Annotated in this window: 13 protein-coding genes and 1 pseudogene; 8 read left to right on the plus strand and 6 right to left on the minus strand. The window is 70.5% G+C overall.

Annotation, left to right across the window (positions count from 1 at the left end; genetic code table 11):
* The first annotated feature begins 32 nt into the window (after window positions 1-32).
* Both D473_RS0108540 and D473_RS24470 read left to right on the plus strand, forming a co-directional pair.
* Window positions 33-683 carry a class I SAM-dependent methyltransferase gene (locus D473_RS0108540; protein ID WP_017608658.1) on the plus strand — a complete coding sequence of 217 codons (651 nt, stop codon included), beginning with the start codon at window positions 33-35 and terminating at the stop codon, window positions 681-683.
* A gap of 505 nt (window positions 684-1,188) precedes the next feature.
* On the plus strand, window positions 1,189-2,706 hold the full coding sequence (locus D473_RS24470) for a serine/threonine-protein kinase (RefSeq protein WP_033353017.1): 1,518 nt from the start codon (window positions 1,189-1,191) through the stop codon (window positions 2,704-2,706).
* 58 nt (window positions 2,707-2,764) lie between these two features.
* Here the strand turns inward: D473_RS24470 and D473_RS0108550 are convergent, their stop codons facing one another.
* Complete coding sequence (locus D473_RS0108550) at window positions 2,765-3,367, minus strand: CueP family metal-binding protein (RefSeq protein WP_017608659.1); 603 nt, start codon at window positions 3,365-3,367, stop codon at window positions 2,765-2,767.
* Window positions 3,368-3,509: 142 nt separating this feature from the next.
* Between D473_RS0108550 and D473_RS0108555 the strand changes: the two genes are divergently transcribed.
* Entirely contained in the window at window positions 3,510-4,595 is a 1,086-nt protein-coding gene (locus D473_RS0108555; RefSeq protein ID WP_017608660.1) for an Rv2578c family radical SAM protein, read from the plus strand.
* A gap of 45 nt (window positions 4,596-4,640) precedes the next feature.
* Here D473_RS0108555 and D473_RS0108560 read toward each other — a convergent pair whose 3' ends face one another.
* The 3 genes from D473_RS0108560 to D473_RS0108570 form a co-directional block, all read right to left on the minus strand.
* Window positions 4,641-5,435 carry a class I SAM-dependent methyltransferase gene (locus tag D473_RS0108560; protein ID WP_026126748.1) on the minus strand — a complete coding sequence of 265 codons (795 nt, stop codon included), beginning with the start codon at window positions 5,433-5,435 and terminating at the stop codon, window positions 4,641-4,643.
* Between the two features lie 321 nt (window positions 5,436-5,756).
* On the minus strand, window positions 5,757-6,473 hold the full coding sequence (locus D473_RS0108565) for a GntR family transcriptional regulator (protein ID WP_017608662.1): 717 nt from the start codon (window positions 6,471-6,473) through the stop codon (window positions 5,757-5,759).
* A gap of 34 nt (window positions 6,474-6,507) precedes the next feature.
* Window positions 6,508-7,608, minus strand: a complete 1,101-nt coding sequence (locus D473_RS0108570; protein ID WP_241474737.1) for a molybdopterin molybdotransferase MoeA — start codon at window positions 7,606-7,608, stop codon at window positions 6,508-6,510.
* Between the two features lie 199 nt (window positions 7,609-7,807).
* Between D473_RS0108570 and D473_RS0108575 the strand changes: the two genes are divergently transcribed.
* The 5 genes from D473_RS0108575 (at window position 7,808) to fdhD (ending at window position 15,071) form a co-directional block, all read left to right on the plus strand.
* The gene (locus D473_RS0108575) at window positions 7,808-8,830 is read left to right on the plus strand and encodes a 2-dehydropantoate 2-reductase (protein WP_017608664.1); all 1,023 of its coding nucleotides are present in this window, start codon (window positions 7,808-7,810) and stop codon (window positions 8,828-8,830) included.
* Between the two features lie 173 nt (window positions 8,831-9,003).
* Complete coding sequence (locus D473_RS0108580) at window positions 9,004-10,959, plus strand: molybdopterin oxidoreductase family protein (protein ID WP_017608665.1); 1,956 nt, start codon at window positions 9,004-9,006, stop codon at window positions 10,957-10,959.
* Window positions 10,960-11,264: 305 nt separating this feature from the next.
* The gene (locus D473_RS0108585; RefSeq protein WP_017608666.1) at window positions 11,265-13,247 is read left to right on the plus strand and encodes an NAD(P)H-dependent oxidoreductase subunit E; all 1,983 of its coding nucleotides are present in this window, start codon (window positions 11,265-11,267) and stop codon (window positions 13,245-13,247) included.
* Window positions 13,244-14,188 (plus strand): 2Fe-2S iron-sulfur cluster-binding protein, encoded by a 945-nt coding sequence (locus tag D473_RS0108590; RefSeq protein ID WP_026126750.1) that lies wholly within the window; start codon window positions 13,244-13,246, stop codon window positions 14,186-14,188. The genes D473_RS0108585 and D473_RS0108590 overlap by 4 nt, the downstream gene beginning before the upstream one ends.
* A 4-nt stretch (window positions 14,189-14,192) precedes the next feature.
* The gene (gene fdhD, locus D473_RS0108595) at window positions 14,193-15,071 is read left to right on the plus strand and encodes a formate dehydrogenase accessory sulfurtransferase FdhD (protein WP_017608668.1); all 879 of its coding nucleotides are present in this window, start codon (window positions 14,193-14,195) and stop codon (window positions 15,069-15,071) included.
* A gap of 126 nt (window positions 15,072-15,197) precedes the next feature.
* On the opposite strand, the gene D473_RS0108600 is transcribed toward fdhD, so the two are convergent.
* Together D473_RS0108600 and D473_RS0108605 are read right to left on the minus strand one after the other, a co-directional pair.
* Complete coding sequence (locus D473_RS0108600) at window positions 15,198-16,745, minus strand: aldehyde dehydrogenase family protein (RefSeq protein ID WP_017608669.1); 1,548 nt, start codon at window positions 16,743-16,745, stop codon at window positions 15,198-15,200.
* Window positions 16,742-16,934 (minus strand): annotated as a pseudogene (locus D473_RS0108605) (hypothetical protein); the annotation flags it as partial. The gene D473_RS0108600 and the pseudogene D473_RS0108605, both read right to left, overlap by 4 nt.

Below are 16,934 nucleotides of genomic sequence, written 5' to 3' on the forward strand. Positions count from 1 at the left end.
CGGGTCCTGCCACCACGAGCACAGGGGACCCCATGGCCAACCCGACCTCCACCATCACCGAGTACTGGGACCGCTACGCCGGCGGAGTCACCGCCGAACCCGACCTCGATGCGGCATTCGGATGGACCCAGTGGGAGAGCCACGGGCCCGGCCGTGAGCTCCTCGGCGAACCCGCCACGGCCCTGGAACTGGGATGCGGGCGCGGCATCGAGGTCGCCGCCCTGGCCCGCGCAGGGGTCAAGGCCGAGGGCATCGACGTCTCTCCCCTCCAGGTGGAGCAGGCACGGGAGCGATGGGAGCCGCTCGGTGCGCAGTTCCACCAGGGCGACGTCCTGGAGTTCCTGCGCGGCACCGACCAGACATGGGATGCGATCTACTCGGTCTGGGGCGCGGTTTGGTTCTCCGATCCCCGCGACCTGCTGCCGCTGGTGCACGAACGGCTGACTCCCAGCGGCCGGTTGGTGTTCTCCCACGCTGAGCCGGTTCCGGGCTCCTCGGGACCTCAAGGGATGTACGGGGGCGGATTCCGGGGCCGGCGTGTGTGGCTGCACCAGTGGGCGGCCCAGTCCCACGGATGGGAGCGCCTTCTCCGAGAGGCCGGGTTTACGCAGGTGAGGGTGTGGGTGGAACCGGCGCCAGAAGCAGATCATGTGGGCACCCTCATGGGGGTCGCGTCCCACTGAGGGATGGCTGCCGCCTGCTCTCGCCCTGCTTGTCCTATTAATTAAGCCTAGCCTCTTGCGCCCCTTTGGGCCTGGCACAGAGGGCATCGTTGGTGTCGTACCGCTTGGAGCTGCCCTCGGCCTCCAGCGGGCCGGTGGGAGCGAGGTCGGCCCTCGTGTTCTCCTGGATCAGTTCGTGCGCGGGCTTTCAACGGGCCAGCCCTGATCGCCTCCAACGCCCACATGCCGGACTTGGCGCGCTGGTGACGTCGGCAGCGCCCCGAGCTCTACCCCGGCGGCCTCCTCCGGACGGGGCAACCTCGCCCTTACCGAGGAGGCACAGGTTGTGCCGGTGCTACCCCTCTTCTTGACCTGGGCGTATTGCCTTGAGAGGAGAACAACGCCTGGACGGACCACCCGAGGCGGTACCGTCGGATCCGTGTGATACCGGAACGAGACGGCCACACCGGTATCCGAGCGGGCGGCGGCCCGCACACAATCGCCCCGACCACCGCCGGAGGACCTTGTGAGCTCCCCCTCTCCCCTGCGTGAGACCGACCCGTCCCGTGTGGGCGGGTTCGTCCTGACCGGACGGATCGGTACCGGAGGCCAGGGCACCGTGTATCTGGCCGAGGGGCCGGACGGGACCCCGGTGGCGCTCAAGACCCTCAACAGCGAGGTCGTCGACGACCCGGGGATGCGTCAGCGGTTCGTGCGCGAGGCGCAGGCGGCGCGGCAGGTCGCGTCGTTCTGCACGGCGGCGGTGCTGGCGGTGGACTTCGACGCCCGCCCGCCCTACATCGTCAGCGAGTACGTGGACGGCCCCTCGCTGCAGAGTCACATCGGTACGCGGGGGCCGATGGGGGGCGGCGACCTGAGCCGTCTGGCGGTGGCGACCGCGACGGCGCTGGTGGCGATCCACGAGGCGGGGATCGTGCACCGCGACCTCAAACCCGGCAACGTCCTGCTGGGCGGGGACGGCGCCCGGGTCATCGACTTCGGGATCGCGCAGAACACCCTCGGCGCGGGCACACTGACCAACTCGCCGATCGGTACGCCCTCGTTCATGGCTCCGGAGCAGATCGCCGACGGACGGGCGACCACGGCCTCGGACGTCTTCTCCTGGGGCGCGGTCATCGCGTTCGCGGCGACGGGACGGTCGCCGTTCGAGGGCACGACGGTGCCGCACGTGCTGCACAACGTCGTCAACGTCGAACCGGACCTGCAGCAGGTACCCGAACCCTTGCGCGGCCTGGTGGCCGGAGCGCTGGCCAAGGACCCGGCGGCGCGGCCGAGCTCGGTGGACGTACTCATGACGCTGCTGGGGCGCCAGGGCGGAGCCGCGGACGCGGGCACGCTCGTGCAGGCCGGGCACGCGGCGCAGGCGACGATGGTCGCCCCGACCGCGGCACAGACGCAGGCGCGAGCGCAGACGGCTCGGGCGCAGGAGCCGGCGAAGCGCTCGCGCGTGCGTGGCTGGCTGCTGGGTGCCGGCGCTGTCGTGGCCGGGGCGGCGCTGTTCCTGGCGGGCCTGTCGCTGGGCGGCGGGACCGGCGTCCTGCCCGGGAACGGGAACTCCGGGCAGTCGGCCGGGGCCGACGACTCCGACTCGGAGAACGGCGCGGAGCCGAGCGGGGAGCCGGAGGACCCCGGGTCCGGGGACCGCGACCTCGACCCGGCCGAGGGTGTGCCCCGGTTCTCCCAGGCCCACGAGGGCGACTGGGAAGGTGTGGCCGAAAACGGGGCCCTGGTGGAGTTGCAGACCCAGGAGGGCGACCGGTCAGGCGAGCTCGAGGTCGGCGACGACGGCGACTGCCACACCGACTTGGACCTGAGCACGTCGACCGACCGCGGTTACGAGGCCGTGGTCGACTTCCCCGGCACGATGGAGGGCCCCTCCGACTGTCTGCTCCCGGACTTCGCGCCGTTGTCCACCCAGGTGGCGGTGATCGTGGACGGCGAGACGATGGCGGTCGACTTCTTCGATGAGGACGACATCGGCGGTGAGCCGGTGACCACGCTCAGTCTGGCCCGGGTGGACTGACACCGTTCACGCGAGGAGCGTTCCCCTGTCCCTGGCTCCTGCGCGCGTCCGGATCCGTTCAGCTCAGTTCGAGGGTGGTCAGGCAGGTGGGGTCGTCCTCTCCGGTGGAGACCTGGGTGCTGCCGGTGTGTCCGTCGTGTTCGACGGTGACGGTCGCGTCGATGCCGCTGGGCAGCCAGTAACCGGCGAACCCGTTGTCGAAGGTCCGTGTGGTCTCCTCGACCAGGACGCTGTCGTCGGCGTCGTCGGTGATGGTGACGTCGATCTCTTCGTCGCTCAGCTCGCCCAGGCAGGTCGTGAGGCTGTGGAAATGGCACTCGTGGGTGCCCTCGACGTAGGGCGCCATCGACAGGTAGAAGCGTTCCTCGGGCAGGTCGAGCTCGGTCTCCTGTCCCTGTTGTCCGTCGGAGACCACGAGGGTGTCGGGCCGCACGGAGGCCATGAGGCCGGTGGGGCGCTCCTCCACGGGCATGGTGTCGAGCCGCTCGATGACCTCCTCGGCGTCGATGCCGTCGAGCCCGTGTTCGGCCAGGAGTTCCTCACCGGAGACGGAGGCGGCCCCGCCGGCGGGGACGTTGCCCTCGGGTTCGGGGACGCTGCAGGCGCTGAGGGTGAGGGCGAGGGCGGCGACTGCCGCGGCGGCCGGTGCCGTGTACTTCATGTGCGTGTCCCGTCCGGTGCGGTGATGTCGTCGACCGCGGCCAGGTTATACGGGGTGCGGGTACCTGCCGCAGCGGCCCCGGCACAGTTGTGCCGGGCCCATGCCCTGGACAGGCATTCGAAATCATGTTCGAATACAGGTCATGCGCTGGGAGAACCTCCGACACGACACCGAGGACACGGGGCAACAGCCCCTGTTCGAGGCCCCGCCCCCGCCCGAGCGCGGCACCGGCCGCGCAGGGTTGAAGGCACCGGGTCCGGGCCCCGTGGAGTCCGGTACCGGCGACGCCCCCATGGCGGTGGAGATCCGTGCCCGATCGATCCTCAACCGGGTTCCGGGCGAGGACCCGATGATGCGATGGACACTCAACCCCTACCGGGGGTGCGCGCACGCGTGTGTGTACTGCTTCGCGCGGCGCACGCACGAGTACCTCGACCTGGACAGCGGCCGGGACTTCGACACCCGGATCATGGTCAAGACCAACGCCGGCGAGCTGCTGCGCGCGGAGCTGGCCCGCCCCGACTGGGCCGGAGAACCGGTGGCCATGGGCACCAACACCGACCCGTACCAGCGGGCGGAGGGCCACTACCGGCTCATGCCGCAGATCATCGGGGCTCTGCGTGAGGCGGCCAACCCGTTCTCACTGCTCACCAAGGGAAGGCTCGTGCTGCGCGACCTCGACCTCATCGAGGAGGCCTCCCGGGTCACCGACGTGGGCCTGGCGGTCTCGGTCGGGTCAGTGGAGGAGGCGGTGTGGCGGTCGGTGGAGCCGGGCACACCGAGCCCGCGCGCACGGCTGGACGTGGTGCGCCGTTTCGCCGGACGGGGGCTGAGCTGTTCGGTGCTGATGGCTCCGATCCTGCCGGGGCTCACCGATTCGGCGGAACAGATCGAGGAGACCGTCGCGGCGATCGCCGAGGCGGGGGCTGCCAGGCTCACCCCGGTCGTGCTGCACCTGCGGCCGGGAGCCCGGGAGTGGTACCGGTCCTGGCTGCAACAGGAATATCCGCACCTGGTGCCGCTGTACCGGGAGCTGTACGGACGCGGTTCCTACGCTCCGAAGGCCTACAGCGACGCGGTGGTGGCCGCGGTCCGCGAGGCCGCCGGGCGGCATGGGCTCAACGGGCCCGCGACGCACCGGGGGCGGAAGGAACGCACGCGCCCGGCCACGCCTCCGCAGAAACCGGCCCCGGGAACCGCGACTCAGCAGCTCTCCCTCGGTTTTTGACCGCGGGCCCATGGGGGAAACGGGACGCCCGGCCCGGGCGCCGGCTCAGGCGCCGGCGCCGCGCTCGGGCGCGGTGACGCGGATCTTGGACTGCCCGTGCGGGAGCTCTTCCCAGTCGTCCATGAACTTCGCGTGCAGCCCGTGCCTCTCGGCCAGGGCGATCAGGTTCTCGGTGCGGTAGTAGAAGTCCTCGCGCAGCACGTGGTGTTCGGCGCCCTCGGTGCGGTCGAAGGTGAAGTCGAAGAACCCGCCCGGGGCGAGCACACGCTCCACGTGGGCCAGGCACTCGTCGATGACCTGCGGCGGGGAGTGCGAGAAGACGCTGTGGGCGTGGACGACGTCGAAGTGGTTCTCGGGCAGGAAGTCGAAGGTCAGGTCGTGGGTGAGCGTCAGGTGCGGGAGTTTGTGCTGCAGCCCGCGCTCGGACAGCACCTTCTTGGCGGCGATGAGGATGTCCGGGGAGATGTCGATCCCGTAGTAGTCGCCGGGGTCGAGGTGCTCGATGAAACGCCAACCGGCGCGCAGGTTGCCGCAGCCGATGTCGAGCATGCGTTGGCCGGGCTCGAGGCCGTGGCCGGTCAGGTAGTCGAACTGCATCTGCCCCAGGGCCAGCCAACGCTTCTCGTTGCGGCTGCCCACCGCCTTCTTGGGGTCGCGCGAGGTGTCGGAGGCCATGACCGCGCGGTAGTAGGAGACGTGGTCGCGGTGGGTGAGCCGCAACCGCAGGTCGCGGGCGGAGCGGCGCAGATACGGGCCGATCCGTCCGGGATGGCGCATCGCGTAGCGGATGCGGTGCGTCAGGGAAGAACGATCCGCGGTGAGTGAGGTTCGTTTCGGCATCGGCTGTTCGTGGCCTTCTCGGTCGGTCACCCGGGCGCTGTGCCGCTCCGGATGCGGGAACACATCACGCCCGCGGGCCGCCCCCTCGCTCGAGGACGCGCCGCCGCGGACGGGGATCCAGACTCTCACGCGCGCACGTTCGTGTGGTGTAAGGAACGCGTAGGGTTTCCCGCCCTGACACCGCCCGTGCCTGGCGGCGAGACACCGGTGTGACCCGCGGCAGGCCGCGGCTGTCTGCGCCCGATACCGGCGGGCCGGTGTCCCTCGGCACGGAAACGGCGAAGCCGGGCCGACCGCCCGCCTGCGCGGAGACGCCGCTGTTCACCCCTCCTCTTGTGCGTGCTCGTTGTAGGTCAGCCGGGTGCGTTCGGTGTGCTCGCTCATCAACGTGCCGGCCCGGCCCGGGTCGCGCGCCTCGACGGCGTCGAGGAGCTGCTCGTGTTCGTCCCAGGAGGCCGAACCGCGGATGCGGGCGACCGGGGTGTAGTACCAGCGCACCCTCCGGTCGACCTGGGCCGCCAGTTCGGTGAGCACCTTGTTGCCGGAAGCGACCGTGATGCTGCGGTGGAACTCGGAGTTCACCCGGACCACGGCCTCGGTGTTACCTGATGTGGTCTCGGACCGGCCGGAGTCGATCAGCTCCCTGAGGTGGTCGATCTGCTCGGGCGTGGCGTTCTCGGCCGCGAGCCGGGCGGACTCGGTCTCCAGCAGCGAACGGACCGCCAGCAGCTGGTCGGCCTCGGTCTCGGTGGGTGTGTGGACGAACGCTCCGTAGCCCGGACGCAGCTCCACCCACCCCTCGTTGCTCAACCGTTGTATCGCCTCGCGCACCGGCTGGCGGGACACGCCCAGCTGCTCGGCGAGTTCGGTCTCCACCAGGTGCAGCCCCGGGGACAGTGTCCGGGTGGTGATGAGGTCGAGGATCGCCTCGTAGGCGGCTTCGCGCAAAGGTACGGGCCTCTGGATCTGGCCCGCGGCGGTTTTCAGCCCCCGTGTCGACATGTGACTGCTCCCGGTCTCGAAGAACTGGACTTTCATGGAGGGAATGTAGACAGTGTACAATCTTGCGTCCTCATCCCGGCAGCGCCACCAGCTCGACCCGCCCCCAGCCCTTCCTGAGGGGCGGCAGGACGGCGTAGCCGTCGGCCACCCCGGCGGCGCGCAGGTCGGCAGGGCCGTTGTGCGGCACGGGCACGGCCAGGTCACCGCTGACCCGGACCGGGACCAGGGAGGTCCCGAGCAGGCGCGCGCGGGGCCCGCCGACCAGGCGTACCCTACGCCCGGTGTGGGCGGGGTCGCGGCGGCCGGTGAGCCCGCTGAGGAGCGGCACCAGCAGAGTGAGCGCGGCCACCAGTGCCGCGTTGGGGTTGCCCGGCAGGCCGACCACCGTCGTGCCCGAAGCCAGAGCGGCCAGCAGCTGGGGACGGCCCGGCCTGCAGTCCACGCCGTCGATCCTGATCCGGGCACCCGCGTCGCCGAGCGCCCCGCGCAGGTGGTCGGCCGGCCCGGCCGAGGCGGACCCGCACACGACGATCACGTCGGCGGCCCGCGCTTGTTCCAGCGCGCCCAGGAGCACATCGCGCTCGTCCGCGACCGGCACGGCCTGGGCCAGCGTTCCTCCGGCCCAGGCCACCAGGCCGGGAAGCATGGGGCTGATGGCGTCCCGCACCATCCCCGGCGCCGGGACGCCGTGGCGGGTGATCTCGTCTCCGGTGACCAGCGCGTGGACCACAGGGCGCAGTACCGGCAGCGTGTCACGCCCGAGGCCGGCCGCCAGCCCCAGGAGCGCCGGAGTGACGGGGGTCCCGCGCTCCGCCACCAGCGCCCCGGCCGGTGTGGTCTCGCCGCGTCGGCGGATGTGCCGCCCGGGCTCGGCCCTGCCTTGCAGGCCGTCCCCGTCGAGGGTGGCCTGTTCCTGGGGGAGCACGGATCCGGTTCCCGGGGGAAGGGCGGCGCCGGTGGCCACTTCCACCGCTTCCCCGGACCGCAACCGGTCCACTGCTCCTGCGTGTCCGGCAAGGACGCGCCCCCGCAGCGTCCAAGGCCCCGGACCGCGGACCGCGTAACCGTCCATCGCGGCGCTGTCGAGAGAGGGGACGTCGAGGCCCGAGACGAGGTCCTCACCGAGGCCGGCTCCCAGTGCCGCGGCCAAAGGCACCTCGACAGCGGGCACGGCCTCGCCCTGCGTGAAGGTCCGGGCCGCGATGCGCGCCAGGTGCCACGGCTCAGGAGCATGTGGAGACGGCGCCGCATGAAAAATTGCAGAAGTTGCCGCAAAACTCCAGACCGACATCTCTTCTTCTCCTCTTGGCATCAGACCGAGCCAGAACAGGAGCATACTGTATACAGGATACAAAAGAAAGGTGTTGCCCATGCGTATCGCTGTCCTGGGCGCCGGCGCGATCGGCGCCTACGTGGGAGCTGCCCTCCACCGCGGCGGGGCCGACGTCCACCTCATCGCCCGCGGCCCGAACCTGAGCGCCATCCGCGAGCACGGTGTGCGCGTGCTGAGCGAGCGGGGCGACTTCACGGCCCACCCCCACGCCACCGACGACCCCGCCGAGGTCGGGCCGGTCGACTTCGTCTTCCTCGGGCTCAAGGCCCAGCACTACGCCGGCTGCACCCCCCTGCTCCGACCCATGCTCGGCCCCTCCACCGCTGTGATCGCGGCACAGAACGGGATCCCCTGGTGGTATTTCCACGGAACCGGCGGCCCCCACGAAGGACACCGGATCGAGAGCGTGGATCCCCAGGGCGCCGTCAGCCGCGCCATCCCGGTGGAGCGCGCCATCGGCTGCGTGGTCTATGCCGCCACCGAACTCGCCGGCCCGGGCCTCGTACAGCACATCGAGGGGACACGCTTCTCCATCGGGGAACCGGACGGCACGGAGTCCCAGCGCTGCCTGGACCTGCAGGCCGCCATGGTCGCGGGCGGACTCAGGTGCCCCCTGGAGAGGGATCTGCGCGAGGACATCTGGGTCAAGCTGATGGGAAACATCGTCTTCAACCCGCTCAGTGCGCTGACCAGGTCGACGATGGTCCAGATCTGCCGCAACCGCTCCACCCGCGATCTGGCCCGCACCATGATGGCCGAGACCCTGGAAGTGGCCGACCGGCTCGGCGTGCGGACCGGGATATCCATCGACCGCCGCCTGGCCGGGGCCGAGAGGGCCGGCGACCACCGCACCTCCACCCTGCACGACCTGGAACGCAACCGGCCGATGGAGTTGGACGTCATCCTGTCGGCCGTGGTGGAACTGGCCGACCTGACGCGGGTCGAGGTTCCCACCCTGCGTGCCGTCGACTCGGTCGCCTCCCTCCTCAACGCCCGCATGCTCGACCAGCCGGAGGCGAGGCCCACGCAGTCGGCCCCGACCGGGGTGGCCGGTGGCTGACCAGCGCTCCCCGACGCCACCACCCTATTGACTGAGACGCACTGACAGCAAATACTGTAGACAGTATCCAAAACGATGATGCTTGAATCCACTGTTCCCACCACAGTGCTGACGCCGGAGGTCGCCGGCCCTTGACCCCGGACGCCGACCCCGGCATGACCGAATGAGGCCCCATGCGCTCCAAGACGTCAACCGCGCCCCTGAACCGACTCACCAGTCCCCTGGTCCGCGAGAACGGCGAGCTGCGCCCCGCCTCCTGGGAAGAGGCCCTCGAACGCGCCGCCGCGGGTTTCCGTGCGGGGATCGACCAGCACGGCCCCGACTCCTTCGGCATGCTCTCCTGCGCACGCGCCACCAACGAGATGAACTTCATGGTCCAGAAGTTCGCCCGGGCCGTGATGGGCACCAACAACGTCGACTCCTGCAACCGCACGTGCCACGCGCCGAGCGTGGCCGGGCTCGCGGCAGCGTTCGGCTCCGGCGGCGGGACCTCCTCCTACGCCGAGATCGAGGACACGGACCTGATCGTGGTGTGGGGCGGCAACCCCCGCTCCGCGCACCCGATCTTCTTCCAGCACGTACTCAAGGGGGTCCGGCGGGGCGCCAAGCTGTTCGTGATCGACCCCCGGCGCACCTCCACCGCCGAGTGGGCCGACCGCTGGCTCGGCCTGAACGTGGGCACCGACATCCCGCTCGCCCACGCCGTCGGCCGCGAGATCCTGTACTCGGGACTGGCCAACGAGACCTTCATCGAACGTGCGACCAGCGGGCTGGAGGAGTACCGGGCGCTGGTCGAACCCTGGACCCTGTCGGCTGCCGAGGCCGAGACGGGGGTGCCGGCCGAGGCGATCCGCGAACTCGCGCACGCCTACGCCCTGGCCGACCGCGCCCAGCTGTGCTGGACCCTGGGCATCACCGAGCACCACAACGCCACTGACAACGTCCGTGCGCTGATCAACCTCTCGCTGCTGACCGGGCACGTGGGGCGCCACGGCGCCGGCCTGAACCCGTTGCGCGGCCAGAACAACGTGCAGGGCGGCGGGGACATGGGCGCGATCCCGGACCGCCTGGCCGGGTTCCAGGACATCCTGGACGCCGACCTGCGCGCACCCTTCGAAGCCGCTTGGGGAAGCGCCATCCAAGGCCGGAAGGGCAAGAACCTCACGCAGATGTTCGAGGCGATGGGCGAGGGCGACATGAAGACGCTCTACGTGATCGGGGAGAACCCGGTCCAGTCCGAGCCCGAGACAGAAAAGACCACCGGACGCCTGCGCACGCTCAACCACTTGGTCGTGCAGGACATCTTCCTCACACGGACCGCCGAGCTGGCCGACGTGGTGCTGCCCGCGAGCGCGTCCTGGTGCGAGTCCGACGGGACCTTCACCAACAGCGAGCGGCGGGTCCAGCTCGTCCGCAAGGCCTTGGATCCCCCGCAGGGAGCTCGGGACGACATCGACATCCTCTGCGACATGGCCGAACGCCTGGGCACCGACTGGGGCCGGCCCTCCGCCGAGGAGATCTGGGACGAGCTGCGCTCGCTCTCGCCCATCCACCGGGGGATGAGCTACGACCACCTGGCCCAGCGGCAGGGCATCCAGTGGCCCTGCTACTCCGAGGAGGCCGTGGAGCCCAGTTTCCTGCACGGGCGGCTGTGGTCGCAGGACCCGCAGGAGCGCGGCGAGCCCGCAGCCTTCGGAATCGTGGGGCACTCCCCTCCGGTGGACCTCCTCGACGAGGAGTACCCCTTCCGGCTCACCACGGGGCGCAGGCTGGACGACTACAACACCGGCGTGCAGACCTCGGGCTTCTCCTCACCGATGCGCCGGGGCGAGCTCTTGGACCTGTCCCCCGAGGACGCCGACAAGCTCGGGATCCAGGACGGGGAGACGGTCCGGGTGTGTTCGCGACGCGGCTCGGTCCTGGCCCCGGCCTCGATCGACAGCTCCATGCGTGCGGGGCTGGTCTTCATGACCTTCCACTTCCCGGACCAGGTCGACACCCAGTTGTTGACCATCGACGCGACCGACCCCATCGCCGGGACGGCGGAGTACAAGGCCGCGGCGGTGCGTATCGAACGGGTGGCGCAAACGGCCGGAGCCGCCGAGGGGGCTCTGGCCTCTCCCGGTTAGGCATCGGCTGCCAGGCGGGCTCGGACCCGGGACGGCCCGGCGAGCACGGAACAGGCCCTGTTCGCCGGGCCCTGCCGCCGCTCCGCGAGGGCGGAGCGGTGTGCGGGTCGGGCCCTCTCCCAGCCCCAGAACGGAGAGGGCCCGACCGGCACACCTGGTCGCGGCCGCCTCGTGTGACCGCTCGCCCTCGGACGCACCGAGATCACTCCGTGTACGAGGGTTGTCAAGCGGTCATTACCAGCATACCGTTTTCTGCATACAGGATACTGTGATCTACCTTACAGGGTATACGAGGTGAGCCAAGCGTGGACCTACTGTTCCGGAACGAGCCACCCACCGCGGCCGAGAGCGCAGCGGTCGAGAGTGTCCTCGGCCGCCCGGGCTCCGGCTGGGAGGGCGGGACCCGCCACGACTCCGATCTGCGCCACGCCGTGGGCGGGCACAGCGCCAGAAACCGCCGGGATCTCCTGCTCCCCGCGCTGCACGCGGTCAACGACCGCATCGGATGGATCAGCGAAGGGGCGCTCGACCACATCTGCCGCCGGCTGACCGTCCCCCCGGCCGAGGCCTACGCGGTGGCGACCTTCTACGCACTCTTCGCCATGCACCAGCGCCCGCGCCGGGTCCTGCACCTGTGCACCGACATCGCCTGCGCGGCTTCGGGCTCCGCCGGGCTGCGCGAGCGCCTCACCGAACGGCTCGGCCCTGCCGGTTCGGAGGAGACCGACACCACCTGGCACGAGAGCCCGTGCCTGGGGGTGTGCGAACGCGCCCCCGCCGCGCTGGCTCTGGAGGCCGGAGCACCGCCCCGCTACACACTCACCGCCCCCGCCGACACCACTGCCCTGGACACGCTGACCGATGCGGAACTGTCGGCCCCGGAGAGCACCGGGGCCGACAACGCCTCCTCCGAGACCCGCACCACGACGTTCACCGCCCACACACCGGCCGGGCTCGCCCCCGAACCCCCGGTCCGGGACGCGGTCCCCGACGCCGGGGACCCCTCCCACGTCCTCCTGCACCGGATCGGCCGCATCGATCCCCTGCGCCTGGACAGCTACCGTGCCGAGGGCGGATACGCCGCGCTCCGCCAAGCCTTCCGCATGGGCCCGGCCGCGGTCATCGACGAGGTGAGCGAGTCGGGCCTGCTCGGCCGCGGCGGGGCCGCTTTCCCCACCGGACGCAAGTGGCAGGCCACCGCCGCCCAACTCGACACACCGCACTACCTGGTCTGCAACGCCGACGAGAGCGAACCCGGCACTTTCAAGGACCGTGTGCTCATGGAGGGCGACCCGTTCGCCCTCGTGGAGTCGATGACCATCGCCGGGTACGCCATCGGGGCCCAGCACGGCTACCTCTACATCCGCGGCGAGTACCCCAGGGCGCTCAGCCACCTGGAGAACGCCATCGCCCAGGCCCGCACACGCGGTTTCCTCGGCGAGGACATCCTCGGTTCCGGTTTCTCCTTCGACATCGAGATCCGCCGGGGCGCCGGGGCCTACATCTGCGGCGAGGAAACGGCCATCTTCGGATCCATCGAGGGCGAACGGGGCGAACCCCGCACCAAACCGCCCTTCCCGGTGGAAAAGGGCCTGTTCGGCAAACCGACCGCCGTCAACAACGTCGAAACGCTGGTCAACGTCCTGCCGATCGTGCTGAACGGCGGTGCGGCCTACGCACGGACCGGCACCTCGAAATCCGCGGGGACCAAGCTCTTCTGCCTCTCCGGCTCCGTACGCAGACCCGGGTTGTACGAGCTCGACTTCGGGGCCACCCTGGGCGACCTGGTCACCGCGGCCGGCGGGGTGCACGAGGGCCGCAGGATCCAGGCCGTCCTGCTGGGCGGCGCCGCGGGTTCCTTCGTCCGGGCCGACGAACTCGACATCCCGTTGACCTTCGAGGACACCCGCGAGGCGGACACCACCCTGGGTTCGGGCGTGGTGCTGGTGTTGGACGAGACCTGCGACCTGCCCGCCACGCTGGCCCGGGTGGCCGCCTTCTTCCGGGACGAGTCGTGCGGCCAGTGCGTGCCCTGCCGGGTCGGCACGGTCCGCCAGGAAGAAGCCCTCCAGCGGATCAGCCGGGGCGGCGACCCGACCGACGACGTGGAGCTGCTGCGCGAGGTCGGCCGTGCGATGCGCGACGCCTCGATCTGCGGCCTGGGCCAGACGGCCTGGAACGCCGTCGAGTCGGCGATCGACCGCCTCGGACTCTTCCAGGAGGAGACCACCGACGAGGCCGAGACCACCACCGCTGATGCACCGATCTCTGCCAAGGAGAAACGTTGACCGCTGCTCCCGTGTACCTCGCCCCGCCCAAACGCCTGATCGACGCGACCATCGACGGCCAGGAAGTCCGCGTCCCCGAGGGAACGAGCATCCTCGACGCGTGCGAGGCCCAAGGCACCTCGACACCCACGCTCTGCTACGGGGACACGCTCACCCCGCGCAACGCCTGCCGAGTGTGCGTGGTGGAGGTCGAGGGCGCACGTACGCTCGCCCCCGCCTGCTCCCGCGAGTTGGAACCGGGGATGAGCGTCAAGACCGACTCCGAACGTGTACAGCACAGCCGCAAACTCGTCCTGGAACTGCTCGGTTCCTCCGTGGACCTGTCCACCACCCCCCGGATCCCCGAGTGGAACGAGCGCTACGAGGCCGCCCCCGAGCGGTTCGGCCCGCGTGCCGAGCCCGCGCCCCTCGGCGAGCGCGACGGCCGCCACGCGGGCCAGCACGAGACCGGGGACGGCAGCGTGGCCGAGACGGTCGAACAGCCCGTGAAACGGGACAACGAACTGTACGTGCGCGACTACTCCAAGTGCATCATGTGCTACAAGTGCGTGGATGCCTGCGGGGACCAATGGCAGAACACCTTCGCCATCGGGGTGGCAGGACGCGGCTTCGACACCCGTATCTCCACCGAACACGACGCACCGCTGCCCGACTCGGCCTGTGTGTACTGCGGCAACTGCGTGGAGGTCTGCCCCACCGGAGCGCTCTCGTTCACCACGGAGTTCGACATGCGCGAAGCGGGCACGTGGGACGAGGAGAGCCAGACGCAGACGACCACGGTCTGTACCTACTGCGGGGTCGGCTGTAACGTGACGCTGCATGTGCAGGACAACGACATCGTCAAGGTCACCTCTCCGCACGAGAACCCGATCACGCACGGCAACCTGTGCATCAAGGGCAGGTTCGGTTTCCAGCACGTGCAGAACCGCGGCGACGGGTGAGCTCATGGGACGGGTCACCGCACGCAAAAGGATCCTGCGCATCCGCGACGGCGCCGCTGAGGAGCGCGCGGACACGCTGGTCACCGAAGAACCCCTGGAGATCAGGGTCAACGGTGCCCCGCTCAGCGTGACGATGCGCACCCCCGGGCACGACTTCGACCTGGCGGCAGGTTTCCTGGCCGGCGAGGGGGTGGTGCAGAGCGCCGATGACATCCGCGCCATCCGCTACTGCGCCGGGGCCACCGAGGACGGCGCCAACACCTACAACGTCCTCGACGTGGATCTGGCGCCCGGGGTCGCGCCCCCCGACCCCTCCTTGGAACGCAACTTCTACACGACCTCCTCGTGCGGGCTGTGCGGCAAGGCCAGCCTCGACGCGGTGCGGACCAGGGCCGCGTGGTCCGTGGCCGAGGACGACGTGTGCGTCACTGCCCAGACCCTGTCGGAACTGCCCGACCGCTTACGGCGGGCACAGCGGGTCTTCGACCGGACCGGGGGCCTGCACGCGGCCGGCCTCTTCACCGGAAACGGTGAACTCCTCGTCCTGCGCGAGGACGTGGGGCGGCACAACGCCGTCGACAAGGTCGTCGGCTGGGCCGTGCGCGGCAACCGGTTGCCGCTGCGGGCCAGTGTGCTGTTGGTCTCGGGGCGCGCGTCCTTCGAACTCATGCAGAAGGCGTGGATGGCGGGGATACCCGTCATGTCCGCGGTCTCCGCGCCTTCCTCGCTCGCCGTCGACCTCGCCCGGGAGTCGGGCAGTACCCTCGTCGGTTTCCTGCGCGGTGCATCCATGAACGTCTACGCCGGACGGTGGAGAGTCCTCTTGGAAAAGGCGTCGATCGCGCCTTTGACGGCCCCGGGAGGGCTTCGTCCAGGACAGTAGACGCGGGCCCGGCCAGGCGTGTCCCAGCCCCCGCGCCGGTCGGGCCCGACAGCCCAGGGCCCGGAGGCGGATCATTCCGCCTCCGGGTCCCTCATTGCGTCCGCGCACTCTCCCGGGAGCCCGCGGTCAGCTCCTGGCTTCCGGGTGCAAGGAGTAGTGCGGGAAGTTGCCGGGCAACCGCTCCTGGTCCGGTCCGCGGGTCACGGCGTGCACCAGGAGTTCACCGCCCACGAAAGCCCCCCGCCAGGACTCCCCCCAGCCGCCGAACAATTCGTCCTTGTCGCCTCGCGAGCGCGGCCGGTTCACCCCGACCTTGAAGGCCCGCACACTGGCGGCGATCCGCTCGGCGGTGTCGGTCTCGTCGCAGGAGACGGTGGCCACCAGCGCACCGTTGCTGGCGTTCATCGCCGCGAGCAGTTCGGCCTCGGTGTCCACCAGGACGATGGAGTCGACCGGGCCGAAGGGTTCGGCGTGAAAGAGCGGCGAGGAGCGCGGCGGTTCCAGAAGGGCCACCGGAGCCACGTAGGCGTCGGTGTTCTGGCCGGGGAGCAACCGTGCGTCGTCGAGGGAGCCGCGGTGGACCGGCACCGCGCCTCCGGCGACCGCGTCGGCCACACGGCCGTTCAGCTCCTTGGCCTTGGCGGCGTTGATGAGCGGGCCGAAGTCGAGTCCGGGCAGCTCGTCCTCGGGTGAGTCGACCGCCAGGGGGTGACCGAAACGGACCGAGGAGACCGCTTCGAGGTAGGCCTTCAGGAAACCGTCGAAGCGGGAGCGCTGGACGACAAAACGGGGGTAGGCCGTGCAACGCTGCTTGGCGTAGTCGAAGGTCTTGCGGATCTGGCCGGTGAGGGTCTGCCAATCCGAGTACTCCCACACGCCCCAGCAGTTGAGCCCTTCCTGTTCGAGGATGTGCGGGCGGTCCAGGTCGGCCAGGTCGGCCGCGATCCGGCCGCCGGAGTCGCGTCCCCCGACGAAGGAGACACACCCGATCCCGGGGCCGCGCACCAGCACGGGCGAGAGTTCGCGGCCGCCCCCGCTGAGCAGGGTGAAGGGCAACCCCTCGCGCACGGCCAGGGCCGTGGCCAGGGTCAGGCACACCAGTCCGCCGTCGGTGGGGGTCTTGGCCACCACGCCGTTTCCCGCGAGCGCTTGGACACACATCGCGTGAGCCAGCACGCTCATCGGGTAGTTCCAGCTCGCGATGTTGCTGACCGGCTCTTCCAGGGCCTGGCGGCCCTCCAGCATCCGGTCGATCTCCTGGATGTACCACTCCACCCCGCTGACGGCCCGGTCGACGTCCTGGCAGGCGAGCTTCCAGGGTTTGCCGATCTCCCATACCAGGGCCAGGGCGAGGACGTCGCGGTGTTCACGCCAGGCGCGGACGGTGGCGGCCACGCGCCGCTTGCGTTCTGCGAGTGCCAGCGCGCTCCATTCGCGGTGTTCCCGGCCGGCCTCGGCCACAGCGGTGGTCGCGGCCCGGCGGTCCAGCAGCGGCGGGGCGGAGCAGGAGGCCCCGTCCACGGGGGAGAAAGCGATCTGTGGTTCGCCGTCGGCGTGCCACTGTCCACCCCAGCGGTTGTGCACCCGCTGGGCGCCGAAGGCTTCTGGCGCGATCTCACGGCAGCGGGTGTACAGAGACGTCCATTCGGTTCCCGGTTTGAGTGTGCGTGTCATCGGTCGGTCGGCGCCGCCCCGGCTCGCGGGGATGCGCCTGCCTCCTCTCCGTTCTCCGGGCCCGCCTGCGTGCCCTCGACGAGGGTCCGGACGAGCCCTGCGGTTTCGCTGGGGGTCTTGCCGACCTTGACGCCGACAGCCTCCAGAGCCTCCTTCTTGGCCGAGGCCGTACCGGAGGAACCGGAGACG

The sequence above is a fragment of the Nocardiopsis xinjiangensis YIM 90004 genome (assembly GCF_000341145.1).
GTDB lineage: Bacteria > Actinomycetota > Actinomycetes > Streptosporangiales > Streptosporangiaceae > Nocardiopsis > Nocardiopsis xinjiangensis.